Source organism: uncultured Roseobacter sp. (assembly GCF_947488185.1).
Classification (GTDB): Bacteria; Pseudomonadota; Alphaproteobacteria; order Rhodobacterales; family Rhodobacteraceae; genus Roseobacter.
In genome coordinates this window covers 747687-763829 of the sequence record NZ_CANKYM010000002.1, presented here as the reverse complement: position 1 = coordinate 763829, position 16143 = coordinate 747687, and the positions used below count along the sequence as shown (strand labels likewise).

The 16143-nt window shown below is 63.4% G+C and carries 11 protein-coding genes; 2 read left to right on the top strand and 9 right to left on the bottom strand.

From position 1 onward, the window contains the following. Nucleotide 1: 1 nt before the first annotated feature. The 3 genes from Q1A52_RS09625 to Q1A52_RS09615 all read right to left on the bottom strand — a co-directional run bounded on the left by Q1A52_RS09625 (nucleotide 2) and on the right by Q1A52_RS09615 (nucleotide 3251). The gene (locus tag Q1A52_RS09625) at nucleotides 2-763 is read right to left on the bottom strand and encodes an ATP-binding cassette domain-containing protein (RefSeq protein WP_299777205.1); all 762 of its coding nucleotides are present in this window, start codon (nucleotides 761-763) and stop codon (nucleotides 2-4) included. An 11-nt stretch (nucleotides 764-774) separates the two neighbouring features. Continuing rightward, a complete protein-coding gene (locus tag Q1A52_RS09620; protein ID WP_300014095.1) occupies nucleotides 775-2097 on the bottom strand; it encodes a sugar ABC transporter permease in 1323 nt (440 codons plus the stop codon). A gap of 131 nt (nucleotides 2098-2228) precedes the next feature. Then, a complete protein-coding gene (locus tag Q1A52_RS09615) occupies nucleotides 2229-3251 on the bottom strand; it encodes a substrate-binding domain-containing protein (RefSeq protein ID WP_299777208.1) in 1023 nt (340 codons plus the stop codon). 202 nt (nucleotides 3252-3453) lie between these two features. Between Q1A52_RS09615 and Q1A52_RS09610 the strand changes: the two genes are divergently transcribed. Then, nucleotides 3454-4713 carry an ROK family protein gene (locus Q1A52_RS09610; RefSeq protein WP_300014092.1) on the top strand — a complete coding sequence of 420 codons (1260 nt, stop codon included), beginning with the start codon at nucleotides 3454-3456 and terminating at the stop codon, nucleotides 4711-4713. Continuing rightward, the gene (locus Q1A52_RS09605) at nucleotides 4710-6182 is read left to right on the top strand and encodes a CRTAC1 family protein (protein WP_300014089.1); all 1473 of its coding nucleotides are present in this window, start codon (nucleotides 4710-4712) and stop codon (nucleotides 6180-6182) included. Before Q1A52_RS09610 ends, Q1A52_RS09605 begins: the two co-directional genes overlap by 4 nt. Here the strand turns inward: Q1A52_RS09605 and Q1A52_RS09600 are convergent. The 6 genes from Q1A52_RS09600 to glgX form a co-directional block, all read right to left on the bottom strand. Further along, nucleotides 6179-7486: a cytochrome c peroxidase gene (locus tag Q1A52_RS09600; protein ID WP_300014086.1), complete on the bottom strand. Its 1308-nt coding sequence runs from the start codon at nucleotides 7484-7486 to the stop codon at nucleotides 6179-6181. The genes Q1A52_RS09605 and Q1A52_RS09600 overlap by 4 nt on opposite strands. Then, the gene (locus Q1A52_RS09595; RefSeq protein WP_300014083.1) at nucleotides 7486-8931 is read right to left on the bottom strand and encodes a glutamine synthetase family protein; all 1446 of its coding nucleotides are present in this window, start codon (nucleotides 8929-8931) and stop codon (nucleotides 7486-7488) included. Before Q1A52_RS09595 ends, Q1A52_RS09600 begins: the two co-directional genes overlap by 1 nt. Nucleotides 8932-8995: 64 nt before the next feature. After that, nucleotides 8996-10318 carry an aromatic ring-hydroxylating dioxygenase subunit alpha gene (locus Q1A52_RS09590; RefSeq protein ID WP_300014080.1) on the bottom strand — a complete coding sequence of 441 codons (1323 nt, stop codon included), beginning with the start codon at nucleotides 10316-10318 and terminating at the stop codon, nucleotides 8996-8998. Between the two features lie 77 nt (nucleotides 10319-10395). Continuing rightward, nucleotides 10396-12027, bottom strand: a complete 1632-nt coding sequence (locus Q1A52_RS09585) for an alpha-D-glucose phosphate-specific phosphoglucomutase (RefSeq protein WP_300014074.1) — start codon at nucleotides 12025-12027, stop codon at nucleotides 10396-10398. Further along, a complete protein-coding gene (malQ, locus tag Q1A52_RS09580) occupies nucleotides 12024-14048 on the bottom strand; it encodes a 4-alpha-glucanotransferase (RefSeq protein ID WP_300014071.1) in 2025 nt (674 codons plus the stop codon). The genes Q1A52_RS09585 and malQ overlap by 4 nt, the downstream gene beginning before the upstream one ends. Then, entirely contained in the window at nucleotides 14045-16141 is a 2097-nt protein-coding gene (gene glgX, locus Q1A52_RS09575; RefSeq protein ID WP_300014068.1) for a glycogen debranching protein GlgX, read from the bottom strand. The genes malQ and glgX overlap by 4 nt, the downstream gene beginning before the upstream one ends. Between the last annotated feature and the right edge of the window lie 2 nt (nucleotides 16142-16143).

The following is a 16143-nucleotide window of genomic DNA, read 5'->3' as shown; positions in this document are numbered from 1 at the left end:
GTTACGCCGCCTGGTCAGGTTTTTTGCCCATGATGATCATGCTGAGGATATCGTCCTCGGTCACATCCTCGACACGCTCGGTGCCGATCATCTTGCCGTTCTTCATGACGGACACCCGGTCGCAAAGCTCCAGCATTTCGCGGGTGTCATGACTGATCAGGAAGATGCCGAGACCCTGTTTCTTCAGCTCTTGAATGAGGTCCGCCACCATCTGCGTTTCATGCACCCCCAAGGCGGCGGTGGGTTCATCCATGATCAGGATCTTCGCCTTGAAATAGACTGCCTTGGCGATTGCCACCGATTGCCGCTGGCCACCTGAGAGTGCGCTGACCGGCTCCTTGAGCTTGCGGAAGTTGGGGTTGAGCCGGGCCATGATCTTGGCGGTCTCGCTCTCCATCTTAGCGTCATCGACGAAGCCAGCCGCCGTGGTCAACTCGCGCCCCAGAAAAAGGTTGGAGGCGGCATCCAGATTGTCGGCCAGCGCCAGCGTCTGGTAGATCGTCTCGATGTTGTAGTCGCGTGCGTCGCGGGGGCTGTTGATCTCGGCGGGTTGGCCCTCGATCCAGATCTCGCCACCATCCTTCTGGTAAGCGCCCGAGAGGATTTTAATCAGCGTCGACTTGCCCGCCCCGTTGTGACCCAGAAGGCCAACAACTTCACCGGGGTAGAGATCGAGGCTCACGTGATCCACGGCGCGAATGCCGCCGAATGAGATCGAAATATCCTTGAGCTGGACGAGCGGGGTTTGAGATGTGTCTGTCATGATCTGGCCCCTCACTTGGATTTGCGGCGATAGAGGATGTCGAGGTAGACGGCGAGCACGAGCACCGAGCCCACAACAACCTGTTGGATGGCGGCGTCGAAGCCGATGAGCACCATGCCGGTTTGCAGCGACTGCATAACCAGCGCGCCGAGGATGGCGCCGTAGATGGTGCCGACCCCGCCCGCAAGCGAGGTGCCCCCGATCACGGCGGCGGCAATGACATAGAGCTCGTCCAATGTGCCAAGCGCGTTGGTGGCCGAGCCGAGACGGGCGGAGGCAACCACAGCCGAAAGGCCGGTGAGCGCACCCATCAGCGCGAAGATCTTCACGGTCATCCAGCGGGTGTTGATGCCTGCAAGCTCTGCCGCTTCGGGGTTGCCGCCGATGGCATAGACGTAGCGACCAAAGCGGGTGCGCGACATCAGGATGGTCATGAAGATGGCAACGGCCACGAGGATCAGAACCGGGATCGCGAAGCCATGTGATATGAAGAGCCCGCCTTCGGGAATGGTGATGCCCTCGGCTTCGGCGTAGCGGCGCACGATGCCGCGGGGCCATGGATAAGCGTTGACCAGCAGCACCGCCCCGATCACAGCGCCACAGCCAACGATGGCAAGGAAGGTTTCCGCCCAGACCGGGCGCTGCGCGATGTGAAACGTGGTGCGTTTGCGCCGGCCCATCAGGATCAGCCCCAGCACGGCGACACACCCGAGGATACCAACAATCCAGCTGCCGGTGGCACCGATGGCGCCGTAGGGCCCGCCGCCCATGAGCCGGAAGGTTGGATCAACGGGTGAGATCGTCTCGCCGCGGGCGACGAGGAAGGCAGCACCGCGCCAGACCAGCAGACCGCCCAGGGTCACGATGAAGGCGGGGATCTTGCCGTAGGCGATCAGCGCGCCATGAAAGGCGCCGATGAAGCTGCCACAGAGAATGCCGATGATCACCGCGATGATCCAGATCATCGGGTGGCCGAGGCCGAGGAACTGCGGCAGGATATTGACCTGCACAACCCCCATGACAATCGCGCAGAAGCCGAGCATCGAGCCCACGGAGAGGTCGATGTGGCGGGTGATGATCACCAGCACCATACCGGTCGCCATGATCCCGATGGAGGCGGTCTGTACGGAGAGGTTCCACAGGTTGCGGGGCGTCAGGAAGGCCCCAAAGCCGTTCACCAATTGGCCATAGACATGAAACCCGATCCAGATGATCGCCAGCGCACCCAGCATCCCCAGCAAACGGGTGTCGAGCTCGGTCTCGCGGAAGAAGCGCGCGATGGTGCCTTCGGGTTCCTTGGTGGTACCGGGTGGTTGGGTGGTTTGATCGGTCATGGTGCAGCACGCCCCTGGCGAGATATACCTCTCTCGTCTGCGTGACGGTCACGCGAGCGAAGGCAGATCAGGCACTGTAGAAAGTTGAAAGAGCCGGGCGCGGCAGTGCGCGCCCGGCAGATCGTCAAGGATCAGCAGCCGTCAACGCCATCCATGGCGCCGACACAGGCCTTGTCCTTCGCGATATGGCCCGCATCGATGGCCGCGCTCAGGTTGTCCTTGGTGATCGGGGTCGGCTCGAGGAAGATGGCGGTCATCTCCACACCGTTCTCGCCGCCGGACCACTTCACAGCCCCGTCGATGTCGGCCATCGCGGTGCCATTGGCCATCGCAACGGCGATCTCGGCTGCCGCGGCACCCAATTCGCGGGAGTTTTTCCAGACTGATACAGTCTGCTCACCACGCGCCACGCGGTTCAGAGCAGCATGGTCCCCGTCCTGTCCGCCGACCGGCACGCTCAGACCCTGTGCAGACAGCGCCGAGATCACGCCACCGGCCATACCGTCGTTCTGGGACAGAACCGCGTCAATTTCGTTGTTGTTCGCGGTCAGGATCTGCTCCATGTTTTTCTGCGCGTTGTCCGGCTTCCAGCCATCGCTGAAGGCCTCGCCGACGATCTTGATCTCGCCGCTCTCGACCTTGTCGCCGATCACTTCCATCATGCCTTCCAGCAGGAAGCCCGCGTTCGGGTCACCCTTGTCGCCCTTGATGATCGCGAAGTTGCCCGACGGCTGAGCGGCGGTCACGGTTTCGGCGATGATCCGGCCCACGCCCTTGTTGTCAAAGGTCAGGTAGAAGGTGCGATCGTCTTCGATCAGACGGTCATAGCCCACAACCGGGATGCCCTCTGCATCGGCCTTGTCAACGGCGGGGCCAATCGCATCCTTGTCCATCGCAAGGATGATCAGCGCGTCAGCGCCTTGCGCGATCAGCGCTTCCACATCGGTGAGCTGCTTAGCTGCAGAGGCCTGCGCATCCGCCGAGATATAGGCGGCACCTGCGGCTTCCAGTGCTGCTTTGATGGCAGCTTCATCTGTTTTCCACCGCTCTTCCTGAAAGTTCGACCAGCTCACGCCGACCGTCAGATCCTGCGCAAAGGCCGCTGTACTCAGGGCTGCCGAGACGGCCACGCCCATAATCATCATCTTCTTCATAGTATCCTCCCGATGGGACAGTTCTGTTGACTGTTGATGCCCGTTTCTAACTTGGCATGCGCAAAAGGATTGACTGTTTTAATTCAGCTGTCAAAATAAATTTATGCAGTACGAGCCAAAATATCGGGCATATCCTGATTTATCGGCGGATTTTCATGAAAATTCCGTCTTTTTTACATTGTTATTTTCGGGGTGTGAATAAATGAACGTGGAGATTTCACAGCCTGATCTCGGGGATGCGCCGGTAGGATGCGGCCCGATTCGCCCTGAGTCGGAGGCACCCAGCACCTCTCTGCGTCACCGCGTTTTTGAATCAGTCCGCTCGGCGGGACAGATTTCACGCATCGATCTGGCCAAACAGCTGAAAGTGAGCCCGGCCTCCATCACCACGCTGGTGGGTGAGCTGCTGGACCTTGGCCTCTTGCAGGAAGGCAGCGATGCCACGCGCAGCACCTCCCGCGGGCGACCGCCCGTGGCACTGTCGGTGCAACCGGATGCGGGCTATGTGGTCGGGATCAAACTGGCGCGCGCCCAGCACACTGCGCTTCTGGTGGACGCAGCAGGCCAGCCGCTGGCACAGGCGAGCCTCGCCTGTACCCCGCAACGACGCTCGATTGAGCAGATCCTGACCGAGACCGGTCAGGTGCTGGATGCCCTGCTGGAGGAGGCCGGGCTGGTGCGCGCCGATATCGCCTGCATCGGCCTCGGCATGCCGGGCATGATCGACCACGCCAGCGGCCAGATGGTCTGGTCTCCCCTGCTCACCGAGGCGGACAAACCCCTGCGGGCGCTTGCGGAGGATGCTTTTGGCGTGCCGGTGGCGGTCGACAATGACGCCAACCTCGTCACGCTCGCCGAGCTTTGGTTCGGCAAGGGACGCGCCATGGCGGATTTCGCCGTGGTCACCATCGAACAGGGCGTAGGCATGGGATTGGTCATCAATCACCGGCTCTACCGCGGCGCCCGCTCGCTGGGCATGGAACTGGGCCACACCAAGGTTCAGATGGATGGCGCGCTGTGTCAGTGCGGCCAGCGCGGGTGCCTTGAGGCCTATATCGCAGACTATGCGCTGGTGCGCGAGGCCTCCACGGCCCTTGATCCGTCGAATTCGGACGCAACCGCCCCGGATGTGATGCTGCAACAGCTCTACGAGCAGGCGAAGGCCGGGAACGAAGCCGCGCGGGTGATTTTCCGCCGCGCGGGTCGGTTTCTGGCGCTGGGGCTGGCCAATCTGGTGAACCTTTTCGATCCGCCACTGATCATCCTCTCGGGCGAGCGGATGCAGTATGACTACCTCTACGCCGATGAGGTGCTGCGCGAAATGCACACGCTGACGCTGAACCGGGATGCCGCCCCGCAAAAGGTCGAAACCCATGCCTGGGGTGATCTGATGTGGGCCCATGGGGCTGCGGCCCTGGCGCTGTCGGAAATTGCCGATGCGATGGCGGAGGGGCGTGGATGAGGGCGCTGCTGCTTTGCCTACTGGCGCAATCCGCCGGCGCCGAGGTGCTGTTCGAGGACCTCTCGTCCAACCTGCCGCCGCATCAATACACCGGCGGGTGGGAGCATTTTGTCGGCGGCGGTGTGGCTGTCTTTGATTGTAATGGGGACGCCCTGCCCGATCTGCTGGCGGCAGGCGGTGAAAGCCCGGCCACGCTGATGATCAATCAGGGGGCCATGCAATTTATCACCGCCCCCCTGCCCAACTTTATTGGAACCACCGGAGCCTATCCGCTCGACGTGGATGGTGACGGGCATCTGGACGTGATGCTGCTGCGCGTGGGCGAAAACCAACTGCTGCATGGTGATGGTGCCTGCGGCTTTACCCCCGCGAACGAGACCTTGGGCTTTGACGGTGGCGACGCCTGGTCCACCGCCTTTTCGGCGACATGGGAGGTCTCGGGCCCGGTGTTGGCCATTGGAAACTACGTGGACCGCGATGACACCGAGGGCCCTTTCGAGGCCTGTGACGACAACAGCCTGCATCGCTGGCAGGGCGACGGTTTTACCGCCAGCCCTCTCTCTCCGGGGCACTGCGCGCTCTCCATGCTCTTTGCGCGGGATGCCAGCCGTACCAAGCGGCTGCGTATTTCCAACGACCGTCACTACTATGTGCGCGACGGGTCTGAACAGATGTACGATCTGGCGATGGGGCGTTTTCTCGGGCCGGACGATGGGTGGGAAACCGTGCGCCTCTGGGGCATGGGCATCGCCAGCCGGGACATCACCGGCGACGGACGTTCCGAGGTGATGCTGACCTCCATGGGTGATCAGTTGATGCAGATCGCTGGCGAAGACGGGCTGTACAGCCGCGCGCCCTTTGGCCTTGGCACCTACGCACAACGGCCACATGTGGGCGATGACGGGCGCCCCTCGACCGGATGGCATGCCGAATTTGCAGATGTGAACAATGACGCAGCACCTGATCTGTTCATCGCCAAGGGCAATGTGGATCAGATGCCAGGACTGGCTATGGAAGACCCCAACACGCTGCTCATTCAGCAGGCCGACGGCACGTTTAAGGAGCACTCGGTTGAGGCGGGTGTTGCCACGGTGGCGCGGTCACGGGGGGCTGCCCTTGCCGATCTGGACGGCGACGGGCGGCTCGATCTGGTGGTGGTGAACCGGCGCGCGCCGATGGAGCTTTATCGTAATGTGACCGAAGGCGCGGGCCATTGGCTGGCGCTTGAGCTGCGGATGGAGGGCGCCAACACCCGTGCCGTGGGCGCGCTTGTCGAACTCACCGCTGGCGGTGTGACGCAAGTGCAGGAGCTGACCGTGGGCGGCGGCCACGCGGGCGGGCAAGCGGTGCCAATGCACTTCGGGCTGGGGGCTGCGACATCCGCCGATGTGACCATCACATGGCCGAATGGGCAGATCACGCAGCACCGGGATTTGGCCGTCAATCAGCGCCAGACCCTACGCCCCTAGCGATCGACGGGCAGCCCGCTCGGCACGGCATCCGGCACGCCCAGACGCCCCTCTAGGGCAACCGTGTCGTCCAGCGCCGCCAGAAACGCAACCAGCGCAGCAATATCATCGGCGGTCAGGCCTTGCGGCGGCAGGGTGACGGCAGCCCGCAAGGCCGCCTGCTCTGCCGGGTCGTCCATGTGCCGCCAATCCTCCGCGCCGGGCAAATCAGGGAGCGTCACCGACGTTGGATCGAAGCGGTCCAATGCGTCCCTCCCGGCCATATGGTCCGCGATGAACTGCCTCAGATCGGCATGGCTGCCAGTGTGCCCGTAAGGTCCGGTGTGCAGCACGTTGCGCAGGGAGGGCGTGCGGAAGGCATAAGCATCGTCGTCCCGCCCGGTCACCCGCATGCGCCCCACATCCCGTGCATGGCTTTCGAACCGCGCCGCCTTGCCCGGCCCGAACTGCGGCACGCCCATGGCGTGGAACCCGTGGTCCGTCTGAAAAGGGCCGCTGTGGCAGGCGCTGCAGCCCGCCGCACCATAAAAGAGGTCCATGCCCAGCTGGGCCTGCGGCGGCAACGTCGTCTCGCCGCGCAGATAGGCGTCAAAGGCGCTGCCATCCGCGCGCCATTCAAAGGCGACAAAGGCGGCGATGGCATCCGAAATATCCGTGAAGGTCAGCGCCTCCGCCTCTGGAAACGCGGCCGCGACCAAGGGAGCATATCCGGGGGTTTCCGCCACCCTTGCGCTGAGCCTGGACCATGCGCCATCCGGCCCGGTGATACGCCCCTGCCGTACCGCCTGGCTGATGTCATTTTCGCTGTAATGACCGGCCATCTCATCAGCGCTGAGCACCGGGAACATCGTCTGGGCGGACAGGAGGTTGGCAAACCCCTGGGTCATCTCCGCCCCCATGGGCGTGCGCAGACCGCCGGGCTTGTCGGGGTCCACCTCGATGCGGCCATCATGGAACATGACGGTAAACTCACGTGCGCCGAGGTTGAAAAGCGCGGGCGCGTTGCGCGGGATACGCTGTTCGGGAATGTTATCCCTCGCGACCTTGCGATCCGGGCCGAGCCCCACGGCCCCCTCGCCCAGCGACAAGGCCACGCCATCTGCAGTGGCAAATTTCGGGTGGTGGCAGGTGGCACAGGAAATGTTGCGATTGCCCGACAGGATCGGATCGTAAAACAGCATCTGGCCCAGACGGACCTGATCCATATCGAGGGGCATGAAATCGGCATCTGTCACCGGCGCGGGCAAGTCCGCCGCCGCTGCCGAGCCGATCATCACCCCCAAAACCCATCCATAAAAACGCATCAATATAACCCGAAATACTCTGCCTGTTCCCAATCCGAGACATGCGCCAGATACCGCTCCCACTCGGCCCGTTTGATCCGGACCAGATAGTCCACGACCTCCGAACCCAGCGCCGTGCGGTAGAACGCCGATGTCTCAAAGGCATCAATGGCAGCGCCGAGGGAACGCGGCAAGGCCTCTGCGCCGGCGTCGTGCGGGTTTTCGACGGGCGGTGGCGGCCTGCGCCCATGGGTCAGGCCGTCCAGCCCGCTGAGTATCTGGCTGGCGAAGGCATAGTACGGGTTGGCCGCACTCTCGGGCACACGGTTTTCAATGCGCGAGGCCCGGTCGCCCGGCGCCATGATCGCGCGCAGCATGGCACCACGATTGTCATGCCCCCAGACCACCCGGTCGGGCGCCAGCTTGTAGGGTTGATAGCGTTTGTAGCCGTTGACCGTCGGCGTGGTCAGCAGGCAGCTTTCGGCGGCATGGTCCAGCAACCCGGCAATCCAGCCTGCCGCAGGAGCGCTGAGTGTCCCGTCCAGCTGTGGCATCATCAGGGGCGTGCCCATCGTGTCGAAAAGCGATTGGTGCAGATGCCAGCCGGAGGCGCAGCCGTTGGCCACCTTTGGCCGGCTCATAAAGGTCGCATGCAGCCCTTCCTGGGCGCAGACCTCCTTGACCAGTGTGCGCAGCATCACGAGGTTATCCGCATGGGTCATCGGGTCCGCCGGATCGAAGGTAAACTCCAGCTGGCTGGGCCCCATCTCTACTTCCATCGACCGCAGGGGCAATCCGATGGCCTGAAGGGCGCGGCGCAGCATCTCGGAGACGGGTTCCAGCCGGGCGTAAAGCGTCTCTGTCAGGAACTGGTAGCCCGGAGCGAGGTTGCGCGTGTCCGGCGGCGTAGGCGGCATCGTGGCATCTGCGTGGTTCAGTGCAGGGTCGGTGATCTCGAAAACGTGGAATTCCACCTCCAGCCCCACCTGTATCTGCAGGCCTGCGCCCGTCAGGGCCTGCACCGCACGGCGGAGAACTGTGCGCGGCGCAAAGGGAAGGGCCGCGCCGGATTTCATCACCGCATCGCAGAGGATCCACGCAGACCCCGGTGCATGTGGCAGGTGCCGAAACGTCGACGGGTCAGGGACAAGCAGCACATCGCCCGCCCCCTGAACCGGGCTGTCGCCTGCGCCGTCCCAGACCGGATAAACGGTGCGGTGCGAGGTGTCTTTCAGAAAGAGCGTCGAGGGGACAGAGACGCCAGCGGTAAAGACCGAAGCCAGCGCCGAGGCCACAAGGGTCTTGCCCCGCAACACCCCATGCTGATCGGGAAAGAGAACGCGCACCGTTTCCAGATCGCTACCCTGCAGATCGGCCAACAATGCCTCTGCCGCTGCCACCGCATCTGCGTCCAGCAAACCGGTTAGCGCCAGCCTGCCCTGCGAAATCCCCGCATTCCCGCTCACATATCCTCCTGTCCCCGGGGGAGCCTAGCCCGCCGTCTCCGGGTCCGTCACGCGAAAAACGCCGTCAGGTGATCGTCGCGTCCCAGCCGGTGCAGCCTACGCGCCGCTCTGCATCGCTGGCGGTATAGGCCGCTTTCCAGTCAGAGGTCATCGCGATGGTGTCATTGCTGATCGGTCCCTGTACCATGGCCGGGTCCCGCCCATTGCCCATCGGCAAGCTCTCCGCATCCCCCTGCGCCAAGGCCGCCATGGCCGCACGCAACATGCGCCGGTACCGCACAATCGCCACATCCGTCTTGCCCAGATGCTCCCTCGTCCGGTCAAAGATCGGCCCCGGGCTTTCCACCGCCCACTGGTCATGCACGTTGATATCCAGCCCCATGCCGGTATAGGTCTCACCCGCCTGCTCTTGGGGGTCGTAGCCGTAATTGTTGCGCTTGTTCTTGAGCGGCGCGTAGTCCGGCAGGCGGTGTTCCTTCAACCGCTGATCCCGCATCTTTTCCTTGTCCACAGGGTCGGTAAAGCTGGTGAACATCGAATACCAATAGCAGCGCTTGTCATCGAGCGGCACATGCCATTGCGTGATGATCATCTCGCGGCTCATGGGGATGGAAATCGCCTGCGGGAAAATCTGGTTGGTCACGCGCACATGGGTGCGGCCATCGTCGAGATGACGCAGGGCGATCAGGCGCAGCCCATAGTCGGTCTCCTCCACGCTGATGTCGGGGCGCGGGTAGTCGCGCAGCAGCTTCGTCATCGGGATATCCGTATTGGCCGCAGTATCGCGGAACTGCTTGCCGTAGCTGTCGGCGGGGTCTTCATCCTGCAGGAAGCGGTGCAGGAAGGAGGCATGCGCAGGGTCGATGCCGACCTCCATCGCCTGCAGCCAGTTGCACTCCCACAGCCCCTTGAAGGCAAAGACGTGGCTGTCCGGCGCACGAAAGCAATCGAACCCCGGCAGCGGTGGCGGGTCGCCCGGGCCCATATAGGCAAAGACGATCCCGTTGCGCTCGATCACCGGGTAGCTCTTGTTCCTGATCTGCTTGTGCATCTGGGAGCCTTCGGGCTCGCCGGGCTGTTCAACGCATTGACCGGTGCGGTCGAAGTGCCAGCCGTGAAACGGGCAGCGCAGCCCGTTGTCTTCGAGCCGCCCGTAGCACAGATCCGCGCCCCGGTGCGGGCAGGCCCGCTCGATCAGGCCCAGCTCCCCCTCGCTATCGCGAAAAAGTACGAGGTCCTCGCCCAGCAGCTTTACCGGCACCACCGGTCGGGTCCCCGCCAGTTCATCAGAGAGGGCAGCGGGCTGCCAATAGCGCCGCATGACCTCGCCCGCAGGGGTGCCCGGGCCCGATTGGGTCAGGGTATCATTCAATTCCTGGCTGATCATCTGGCAACTCCGGCTGTGACAGGTCCGGGGTCAGGTTCGGTCAGCCGTGCTGCCCTGTCAAGAAAGGCGCAATCCGATCAGGTTTTCACATCCGGCTCGATCCGTCCCAGATAGGCCTGCATGCCGGTGATCTCCACCACCGCATCGCGCACGGCGCGCAGCGCTACATCGGGGGTGAGACCATGATCCGCCTCAGGCGCAGCATATTGCTCCAGATAGACCCGTAGGGTTGCGCCTTCGGTCCCCGTCCCCGAGAGCCGCAGAACCGCCCGCCCTTCGCCCGCGAACCAGAGCCGCAGGCCCTGATTGTGGCTGACCGATCCATCCACTGGATCGTGATAGGAAAACTCATCCGCACCCGTGACCTCAAGACCGGCAATTGTGGTCCCGGCCAGCGCGCCCAACTGGTCGCGCACGCCCTGCATCAAGGCATTTGCCGCCTCGGTCGGCACGGCCTCGTAGTCGTGGCGCGAATAGTAGTTGCGCCCGTAGGTGGCCCAATGATCGGCCAGAATACTGGCAACCGACTGGCCGCGCTCCGCCAGGATGTTCAACCACAACAGCACCGCCCAGAGACCATCCTTCTCGCGTACGTGATCAGAGCCTGTGCCCGCACTCTCCTCACCGCAGAGCGTCACCTTGCCCGCGTCCAGCAGATTGCCAAAGAACTTCCAGCCCGTGGGCGTTTCGAAACAGGCAAGACCCAGACGTTCGGCCACCTTGTCGCTGGCGGCACTGGTCGGCATGGAGCGTGCGACACCGGCGAGCCCCTGCGCGTAGCCCGGTGCCAGCTGCGCGTTTGCCGCCAGCACCGCGAGGCTGTCGGACGGGGTCACATAGACGCCACACCCCACGATCATGTTGCGATCACCATCGCCGTCCGAGGCTGCGCCGAAATCGGGGGCCGCGTCGGACATCATCTCATCCATCAGCGTCTTTGCCCAGACCGGGTTCGGGTCGGGGTGGCCGCCGCCGAAATCCTCACTGGGCACCGCGTTGATCACGGTGCCCGCTGGCGCGCCCAAGACCCTTTCCAGAATGGAGGTGGCGTAGGGGCCGGTCACCGCATGCATGGCGTCAAAGCGCATCGTGAAACCACCCGCAAAGAGCGCGCGGATTTTATCGAAGTCAAAGAGCTTTGCCATCAGCGCGGCATAATCCGTGACAGGGTCGACGATCTCGATCTGCATGTCGCCCGCCGACGACGTGCCGCATGTGGAGAGATCGACATCAGCCGTCTCCAGAATCCGGTAGCTGTCGATGGTCTGTGTCTGGTCAAACATCGTCTGCGTGATGGCCTCCGGCGCGGGGCCGCCGTTGCTGACATTGTACTTCACACCGAAATCCGCATCGATCCCGCCCGGATTGTGGCTGGCAGACAGCACGAAGCCCCCATCGGTTTGCCGCTGGCGGATCAGGTTGGACACCGCAGGCGTAGACAGCAGCCCGCCCTGCCCCACGATCACGCGCGCAGCGCCATTTGCCGCCGCCATCTTGAGCATGATCTGGATCGCTTCGCGGTTGAAATACCGCCCGTCGCCGCCGATCACGAAACTCTTGCCCGCCGCGCCGCCGATGGCGTTGAAGGTCGCCTGCACGAAGCATTCCAGATATCCCGGTTCCATGAACACGCGGGTTTTCTTGCGCAGACCTGAGGTGCCCGGTTTCTGCCCCTCGAACGGGCCTTTGGAAATGGTCTGAATGGTCATGGAAATTCCTTTCGCGTCTTCGCCTTTAACCCGCTGCGCCCGGCGTTAGCCATGATCTGCGCGGTCTTTTTCATCACATCCTGCGTGGCAATCTCCTGGACGTCCACCGGGATTTTGCGCCGCCAGTTGGGGTGCGCGTCAATCGTGCCCGGCAGGTTCTGCGCTTCCTCCACGCCCAATACGTCATCCAGTTGCACGGCCACCAGCGCTGCCGGCCCCTGAGCAAGATCACAATGCACTTTGTCCCGCAGATCACGGGCATCTCTTTGTGTCAGCTGCGCGTCAGGCACGCCCAGCAAATCGGCCTTTTCGGCTTTGCGTTCTTCTTGCGCTTTGCCTTGGCCCGCATCGTCGATCCAGTCAAGCCGGTGCCACCACTCGATGTCGCACCCGGTCCAGAACCCCCGGATCGTCGGCGTGTCATGGGTGCCGAAACAGGTCAGCGACTGGGGGCGCAGGTCCTGTGCCTTGCGAAAGCGACCTGCCTTGGTTTTCTCATATTGCAGCACGGTGTAGCCGTAAAACCCCTTTGCCGCCATGGTGTCGCGAAACCCGTCGGGGACCAGCCCGAGATCTTCGCCGACGATCACGACACCCGCGCGCTGTGCCTCGATCGCAATCAACGCCATGAGCGATTGAAACGGCTGCCGGATGTATCCGCCCGGGCTGCCATCCTCGGGGATCCAATAGCTGCGGTTGAGCCCAAGTGCATGGTCGAGCCGCAAAACGCCGCAATGCCGCAGGACCTGTCGCAGCACCTGCCGCAGGGGCTGGTAGTTCCGGGCGGCGAGTTTAAGGGGCGCATAGGCCGCCAGCTGCCAGTTCTGTCCAGCCGGGCTGAGGTGATCCGGTGGCGCGCCCAGCGATACGCCCTGCGCCAGCGTGTCGGCGGCGGCCCAGGCTTCTGCCCCGTCCAGACGCGCGCCGACGGCCAAATCGAGGTAAAGCCCCAGCGCCATGCCCTCTTCTTGCGCGCGCCTCTGAGCCTCTTGCAGTTGGTGATCGGCCACCCATTGTAGCCAGAGGTGAAAGCTGGCGTCCGACGCCGACCCGCTGGCGCGTGCCGCCTCGGGCGTGCGCTTTTCCTCTGGCCAGTGCCGCCAGTCCTGCCCCAAACGGGTGCTCAGGTCTTCGAAAAGCGCGAAAGCCTCCAGCGCCGCGCCGCCCTCTTGTGTGAACCGGGTCAGCGCTTCCTTCTCCGCGTCCGATGCGCTCTGTTGGAACTGATTGAAGGCCGTCCGCAAGGCGGCGCGATGGGTTTGAGAATGTGCTGCGTAGTCAATCAGAGGGCCGTCCTCGTTGGACGGCGGTGCGCCATCGGACAGCCCCGGCAGGCGATCCAGCGCGATATGCGCCGTGTTCAGAAAGCCGCGGTGGCTTGGTGAGTAGGGGCTGATTGTGTCTTGCGCTGCCCATCCCAGCGCGTGCACCGGGTTGATGCCCAGAAATCCAGCGCCTTGTGCGCCCAACCCCTCGGCCAGCTGTGCGAGGTCTTCGAAATCACCCAACCCCGCATTGCGCCGCGACTGCAGACCATAAAGCGGTGCCACAACGCCCCAGCAACGCTCTTGCCTTGCGCTTTCCTGCAGGGACGGTGTGCGCGCCGGGGCAGCGATGACCGTGGTGGTCTGGCGGAGCTTACCTGACTGGATATGCAGGTGGTGCACGCCAGCTGGCAGCGGCGGCAGGGCTATCTCGCCATCGCACTTGCCCTGGGCAAAGGGGCGCGTGGTCTCTTCCAACGTCAGGTGCCAGTCCACCGTACCCTCACACCGCAGCACGTTTGGGGTATCGCAGGTCACCACGATCTCCTGCGGGATCAGACGTTCCTCCTGCTCCGCCTGAAGCGCGGCGAGAGTGTCGCGCACGGCGACCTCTGATCCGACATCCAGACCGTTTGCTCGGAGCAAGGCACGTTGGGTATCCGGACTGGTCGGGCGCATCACGCCTTCCAGATCGAGAAATCGGTCGAATACGCCGCAAAAGCTGGCGAGCGCCGCAAGGCTCCGATCCGCAGTCATAGGGGGGCGTCTTCCGGCACCAGAACCAGGGCCATGACCGACGGCCCCGCGACCGCGATCCGATCTTCGGTGACCGCCGCGCCCGCTACAACCTGCCCGGCGCTGTCGATGCCATGACGCCACTGGCGGCCGGCGGGCGGTGCCGGGACCGACACATCCGCAGGCGTCTCCGCGCGGTTGAAGATCATAAAGACGGTGTCATCATGCGCCACCTGCGTGGCGGCTTCGGCGGAACAGCGGAAGGTGACGCAGAGGCTCGACAACCCCGGGTCACGCCAGTTCAACGCATGGCCTTCGAAATCCGACCAGACCACATCCGGTAGCCCATCGGCAGGGCGCTGAGCGGCATGCAGAAACCGCGATTGACGCAGCGCGGGGTGCCGTTTGCGAAAGGCCGACAGCTCCGCCACGAAATCGATCATCTCCTGATCTGCTGTGTCCCAGTCAAGCCAGGCGGTTTCGTTGTCCTGACAATAGGCGTTGTTGTTGCCAACCTGCGAATTGCCGAACTCATCGCCTGCCAGCACCATCGGCGTGCCCTGTGACAGGAAGAGCGTGGCCAGCATGTTGCGCTGGCGCTGCTGGCGTCGGGCCTCAATGGCCGGATCGGCGCTCGGCCCTTCCACGCCGCAATTGTCGGAATAATTGGCGTTGTGCCCGTCCTGGTTGTCTTCGAGATTTGCCATGTTGTGGCGCTGGTTGTAACGCGTGACATCCGCCAGCGTGAACCCATCGTGCGCGGCCAGAAAGTTGACCGACGACCACGCCCGGCGTCCGCCCCGGTCGAACTCACCCGCCGAGCCCAGAAGCCGCGCGCCCAGTTCCTGGGCACTGTGTGTGTCGCCTTTCCAGAACCGGCGGACGGTATCGCGGTAGGCGTCGTTCCATTCCCCGAACTTTGGCGGGAACTGACCCAGCCTGTAGCCGCCCGGTCCGATATCCCAGGGCTCTGCGATCATCTTGACCCCTGCCAAGGTCGGATCCTGACGCAAAGCATCCAGAAAGCCGCCGTGCGGGTCGAACCCGTGATCTTCCCGTGCAAGGGTCGTTGCCAGATCAAAGCGGAACCCGTCGATGCCCATGCACTCCACCCAGAACCGCAGGGAATCCATGACCATACGCAGTACGTAAGGATTGGACAGGTTGACCGTGTTGCCCGTGCCCGTGTCGTTCACGTAGTATCGCGGCTGACCGCTGATCAACCGGTAGTAGGATGCGTTGTCGAGGCCGCGGAACGACAAGGTGGGACCGCGATGATCCCCCTCAGCCGTGTGGTTGTAAACCACGTCGAGCAGCACCTCGATCCCCGCGTCGTGAAAGCGGCGCACCATGGTGCGAAAGCCTGCAAGTCCTTGTGGACCGAAGTATCGGGGTTCGGGCGCAAAAAAGCCGACCGTGTTGTACCCCCAGTAGTTGACCAACCCTTTTTCCAGCAGGAAGGCGTCGTTCAGAAAGGCATGCACCGGCAAAAGCTCAATCGCGGTGATGCCCAGTTTGTGCAGATGCTCAATCACCGCGTCCGAGGCCAGCCCCTCGTAGCTGCCACGCAGGGCGTCGGCCACCTGCGGGTGCTGTTGCGTCGCGCCTTTGACATGGGCTTCATAGATCAGCGTTTCATCCCACGCCCGGCGCAGGGGATGGGTGATGGGCGCAAAGGTAGAGGGATCGGACACCACGGATTTCGCCACGAAGGGCGCGGAATCCCGTTGATCAAAGGACAGATCGCCGGTCGGGGCTGCCGCGTCATAGCCCAGCGTCGCGGAATCGTTGACCCATTGCCCTGCCAACTCCCTGGTATAGGGGTCGAGCAGGAGTTTATGCGGATTGAACCTGTGTCCCTGATCCGGCGCATAGGCCCCATATGCCCGGTATCCGTAGACCGCGCCGGGCTTCACCCCCGCAACGTAGCCGTGCCAGATATCGCCCGTGCGTTCCGGCAGGGACAGGCGCGAGACCTCGCGCTGGCCCACCGGATCGAACAGGCAAAGCTCCATTTTTTGCGCATGGGCCGAAAACACGGCAAAGTTAACGCCTTCGCCATCGAAATGCGCGCCCATGCGCATCGGGCTGCCGGCGGTGATGTCACGGTCCATGG

Coding starts and splice junctions, on each gene's coding strand:
- Q1A52_RS09625 (WP_299777205.1), bottom strand. CDS start 763: ATGACAGACACATCTCAAACCCCGCTCGTCCAGCTCAAGGATATTTCG.
- Q1A52_RS09615 (WP_299777208.1), bottom strand. CDS start 3,251: ATGAAGAAGATGATGATTATGGGCGTGGCCGTCTCGGCAGCCCTGAGT.
- Q1A52_RS09620 (WP_300014095.1), bottom strand. CDS start 2,097: ATGACCGATCAAACCACCCAACCACCCGGTACCACCAAGGAACCCGAA.
- Q1A52_RS09605 (WP_300014089.1), top strand. CDS start 4,710: ATGAGGGCGCTGCTGCTTTGCCTACTGGCGCAATCCGCCGGCGCCGAG.
- glgX (WP_300014068.1), bottom strand. CDS start 16,141: ATGGACCGTGACATCACCGCCGGCAGCCCGATGCGCATGGGCGCGCAT.
- Q1A52_RS09600 (WP_300014086.1), bottom strand. CDS start 7,486: ATGCGTTTTTATGGATGGGTTTTGGGGGTGATGATCGGCTCGGCAGCG.
- Q1A52_RS09585 (WP_300014074.1), bottom strand. CDS start 12,027: ATGACCATTCAGACCATTTCCAAAGGCCCGTTCGAGGGGCAGAAACCG.
- malQ (WP_300014071.1), bottom strand. CDS start 14,048: ATGACTGCGGATCGGAGCCTTGCGGCGCTCGCCAGCTTTTGCGGCGTA.
- Q1A52_RS09610 (WP_300014092.1), top strand. CDS start 3,454: ATGAACGTGGAGATTTCACAGCCTGATCTCGGGGATGCGCCGGTAGGA.
- Q1A52_RS09590 (WP_300014080.1), bottom strand. CDS start 10,318: ATGATCAGCCAGGAATTGAATGATACCCTGACCCAATCGGGCCCGGGC.